We start from the raw sequence: 4,019 nt of genomic DNA on the forward strand, positions 1-4,019 counted from the left end.
TCTAGGCTATTTTTCTTTCCGGGGGGCCGCTTTTGGGGTCCTTTTTCATACCGTTGCCATCGCGATAGTGGTTTTCCTGGGACTGGGCGGCGCCGGACGGGCTGTACGTCCAACAAGAGCTCCGCTATTCTGGAAGCCTAATTCCGGAGGAGAAACATGGGATCACTGAATGTCGAGGACCACGGCGAGTGGCTCAGTTTTGGCTTGTCGTACGCGGGCAGCACCATTCCCGTCAGGATTTCGCGCGAGGCGATGGAGGAGTTCTTCGGCGCCGTGCCTGGGCCGGACTCCCTGAAAAAAGCGTATGAACAGGATGCTGAAATGATTCACGCCCGGGCCGCTGATCTGGTCGTGGCGGGTGTGAGCTACACGCCTGAAAATCCCCTCGTGCTGAAAATGGAAGATTTTTAGGTGCATTCACGGCCGGCAGCCATGAATGCTATGGTGGCCGGAGCATGAACAAAGCCTTTACCAAAGAAACCGAGCCGGAGGACGACGAGCCGACGCTCGCACCCCTGCCTGCAGGCGGCAAAAACTACATCACACCACAGGGCTATGAACACCTGCGCAGCGAACTTCTGGACCTGATCGACAGCGAACGTCCCAAAATGGTGGAAATCGTTCATTGGGCTGCCAGCAATGGAGACCGCTCCGAGAACGGCGACTACCACTACGGCAAAAAGCGGCTGCGGGAAATCGACCGGCGAATCCGGTTTTTGACGCAGAGACTGGAAATTGCGGAAATCAGCAACCCGTCGGTGCACCACGGTAGCGACCAGGTTTTTTTCGGCGCGACAGTTGCCTACGCCGATGGCGAAGGAGTCGAGCGAGTCGTGACCATTCTCGGCATTGACGAAGCCAACAGCGCCCAAGGACAAATCAGCTGGATATCACCTGTCGCCAGAGCGCTGCTCAAATCGCGTGTTGGCGATGAAGTAAGTCTCATGACTCCGCAGGGTGTACAGGCGCTCGAGGTACTGAAAGTGGACTATCCCGCACCGGACAAATCGACAGCGGATTAGCCGGACGATTTGGCGCGTTGCACCCGCAGTACGGAAGGTGTGCGCTTCACGCTGCGCAAGGCGGAAGCCAGGTGGATGCGGTCGCGCACGGCCACGCCGAAGCGCAGGTCCGTGGCGTCATGCGAAGGCTCCTGGCCCATGTCGACATGGGTAATGTCCGCCTCGGCACTGGCCAATGCAGCCGCCACTCGCGCCAGGACCCCTTTCCCATTGGAGACGGTGACCAAGAGGTTTGTTTCAAACGTCCGCACAGGCTCGTCGGACCAGTCCACGGCGATAAAACGCTCGCTGTCACGGTGCTGCAGTCGCTTGGCGACAGCGCAGTCATCAGTATGTATCACCAGACCTTCACCGCGGCCCAGGTAGCCCACGATGCCGTCGCCAGGAATCGGGCGGCAACAGGGGGCAAACTGCACGGAGGCGCCTTCACTCCCATCGATCACCAGCGCGCCTTGCGACACAGACTCATGGGCGGTGTAGCGCTCACGGCTCATGAGCAGGGCATTGGGTTTTTCACCGGTTTCGGCAAGCAGGGTGACGATGCGCTTGGCCACCATGCTGGCGATCCGTTTGCCCAGCCCGATGTCGGTTAGCAGATCGGCACGTGACCGGTTGCCGGTAAAACGCAGGATCTTTTCCCAGGTGGCGTGGTGGGCTTCATCGTCGTCGGGGAGGCGTTCGCGTTCGATGCCCTCGGCACGCAGCGCCTGCGCGAGCATTTTTTCGCCCAGGTCTTGCGACTCGGACAGCGCCATGGTTTTCAGGTGGTGGCGTATTTTGGAGCGGGCTTTCCCCGTGCGTACAAATCCCAGCCAGCCGGGGTTGGGGCTGGAGACCGACGCCGTGATGATTTCGATCACGTCGCCGTTATGCAGCTCTGAGCGAAGTGGCACCTGCTCGCCGTTGACTTTGGCCGCCACGGCCCGGTGCCCCACGTCACTGTGAATGGCGTAAGCAAAGTCCACGATGGTCGCGCCGCGCGGCATGGCCATGATCTGGCTTTTCGGCGTGAACACATAGACCGCCTCGGGAAACAGGTCAATCTTGACGTGATCCCAGAACTCGGCCGCATCGCGTGTTTCCTGCTGGATGTCGAGCAGCGATTGCAGCCACTGTGTCCCCAGCCGCTGCGAAGCGTCGCCATCCGGGTCGGTGGCCTTGTAGAGCCAGTGCGCCGCGACCCCGGATTCCGCCACCACATGCATGGCTTCGGTGCGCATCTGGAACTCGATGTTGGTACCGAAGGGGCCAACCAGCGTGGTGTGCAGAGACTGGTAACCGTTGATCTTCGGGATTGCGATGTAGTCCTTGAACTTTCCGGGCAGGGGCTTGTAGAGCTGGTGCAACACCCCCAYGGCTGTGTAGCAGGCCGTCAGGTCTTTCACGATCACTCGAAACCCATAGAGATCGGTCACCTGGGCAAACGAAAGGTGCTTTTCATCCATCTTGCGGTAGATGGAATACAGCGTCTTTTCTCGTCCCGAGATCATCACCGGCACATGGGCGCCGGTAAAGGCCGATTCGACCTCTCCCTGCACCCGCTTGATCACGTCGCGCCGGCGGCCGCGGGCCTTCTGCAACGCCTTGGTCAAGGTGGCGTAGCGCCAGGGGTGCAGGTGCTGGAAGGAAAGGTCCTGCAATTCCCGGTAGGTCGTGTTCAGGCCCAGGCGGTGGGCGATGGGCGCGTAAATGTCCAGGGTTTCGCGCGAGATTCGGGTCCATTTGGCGCGCGGGACATCGCCCAGCGTGCGCATGTTGTGCGTCCGGTCAGCCAGCTTGATCAGGATGACCCGCACGTCGCGTGCCATGGCCAGCAGCATCTTGCGGAAAGACTCAGCCTGGTTTTCTTCCCGGGTGTTGAATTCCAGCTTTTCGAGTTTGGTCAGCCCGTCCACCAGTTCAGCCACCGGCGCGCCGAAACGCTCGATCAGCTCGGGCTTGGTGACGCCGCAGTCTTCAATGGCGTCATGCAGCAGGGCGGCCATGAGCGCCTGTGCATCCAGCTTCCACTCGGCGCATTGTTGCGCGACGGCGATAGGGTGGGTGATATAGGGTTCGCCGCTGTTGCGCAGCTGGCCCAGATGGGCCTCATCGGCAAAGCGATAGGCGCGGCGGACATTGTCAATGTCGGCAGCGCTCATGTAGTCGAGTTTCGCCGTGAGCGCAGCAAAGCTTGCCGCTGCTGCGTTCGCGGCGGCGGGGGTCGACTTGCTCGAAACAACAGGCGAAAGCATGGCGCTCATGCCTTAAATGTATCGCGGCATGAATAAATCATGAAAAAAATGGACTTTATGAGGCCATAAATGCAAAAAGCACCGCATTGCGGTGCTTTTTTTCGGTGCCGGATTTGACTCAGGAGGGCACTTTTTTCAGCATTTCGAGGCCAATCTTGCCTTCTGCGATCTCGCGCAGGGCGGTGACGCCAGGCTTGTTCTTGCTTTCAATCTTGGCGGCGTGCCCCTGGCTGAGCATGCGTGCACGGTAGGTGGCAGCCAGAACCAGCTGGAAGCGGTTCGGGATTTTTTCGAGGCAGTCTTCAACGGTAATGCGGGCCATGGTGATCTCCGGTGTGATCGATAACGGGGAAAGCGGGTGAAATCAGGGAATTTGAAGGGCCTGGAAGGTTTCGGCGCGGGCTCGCCGCTGGGCCGAAAACTTGAGCCGTTGGGCATGCACAATGGTTTTCAGGTCGAAAACTGCCCGCTCAAATAACTCGTTAATTATAACGAAGTCGAATTCCCGGGCCTGGGCCATCTCGGTGGCCGCGTTTTTGAGCCGCAATTCGATGACTTCGGCACTGTCTTCGCCACGCCGCTGCAGGCGCGAGCGCAACTCTTCCCAGCTTGGCGGGAGTATGAAAATCAGCACCGCATTGGCAAAAATCCGTTTGATGTTGATCGCGCCCTGAAAGTCTATTTCCAGAATCACGTCGGCGCCGGTGGCGATTCGCTCCTCAATGGTCTGCCGCGAGGTGCCGTAGCGGTGGCCGTGTACATG

At 59.5% G+C, this 4,019-nt stretch carries 4 protein-coding genes and 1 pseudogene; 2 read left to right on the plus strand and 3 right to left on the minus strand.

Features of this window, described 5'->3' with window-relative positions; all coding sequences use genetic code 11:
• The first annotated feature begins 156 nt into the window (after positions 1–156).
• Complete coding sequence (locus AC1D1P_RS16560; protein WP_457282185.1) at positions 157–411, plus strand: hypothetical protein; 255 nt, start codon at positions 157–159, stop codon at positions 409–411.
• Between the two features lie 44 nt (positions 412–455).
• Positions 456–1,022, plus strand: a complete 567-nt coding sequence (gene greB, locus AC1D1P_RS16565; protein WP_477668272.1) for a transcription elongation factor GreB — start codon at positions 456–458, stop codon at positions 1,020–1,022.
• Here greB and AC1D1P_RS16570 read toward each other — a convergent pair.
• The 3 genes and pseudogenes from AC1D1P_RS16570 to AC1D1P_RS16580 all read right to left on the minus strand — a co-directional run.
• A complete protein-coding gene (locus tag AC1D1P_RS16570) occupies positions 1,019–3,265 on the minus strand; it encodes a RelA/SpoT family protein (RefSeq protein ID WP_477673722.1) in 2,247 nt (748 codons plus the stop codon). The two genes, greB and AC1D1P_RS16570, sit on opposite strands and share 4 nt — an antisense overlap.
• Positions 3,266–3,374: 109 nt before the next feature.
• Entirely contained in the window at positions 3,375–3,578 is a 204-nt protein-coding gene (rpoZ, locus tag AC1D1P_RS16575; RefSeq protein ID WP_011482283.1) for a DNA-directed RNA polymerase subunit omega, read from the minus strand.
• A 42-nt stretch (positions 3,579–3,620) separates the two neighbouring features.
• Positions 3,621–4,019: pseudogene (locus AC1D1P_RS16580) on the minus strand (guanylate kinase); the annotation flags it as partial.

Source organism: Polaromonas sp. P1_E1_2 (genome assembly GCF_056406035.1).

Excerpts from the sequence above, each read along its gene's own strand:
- AC1D1P_RS16560 (WP_457282185.1), top strand. The coding sequence starts at position 157 with ATGGGATCACTGAATGTCGAGGACCACGGCGAGTGGCTCAGTTTTGGC.
- greB (WP_477668272.1), top strand. The coding sequence starts at position 456 with ATGAACAAAGCCTTTACCAAAGAAACCGAGCCGGAGGACGACGAGCCG.
- rpoZ (WP_011482283.1), bottom strand. The coding sequence starts at position 3,578 with ATGGCCCGCATTACCGTTGAAGACTGCCTCGAAAAAATCCCGAACCGC.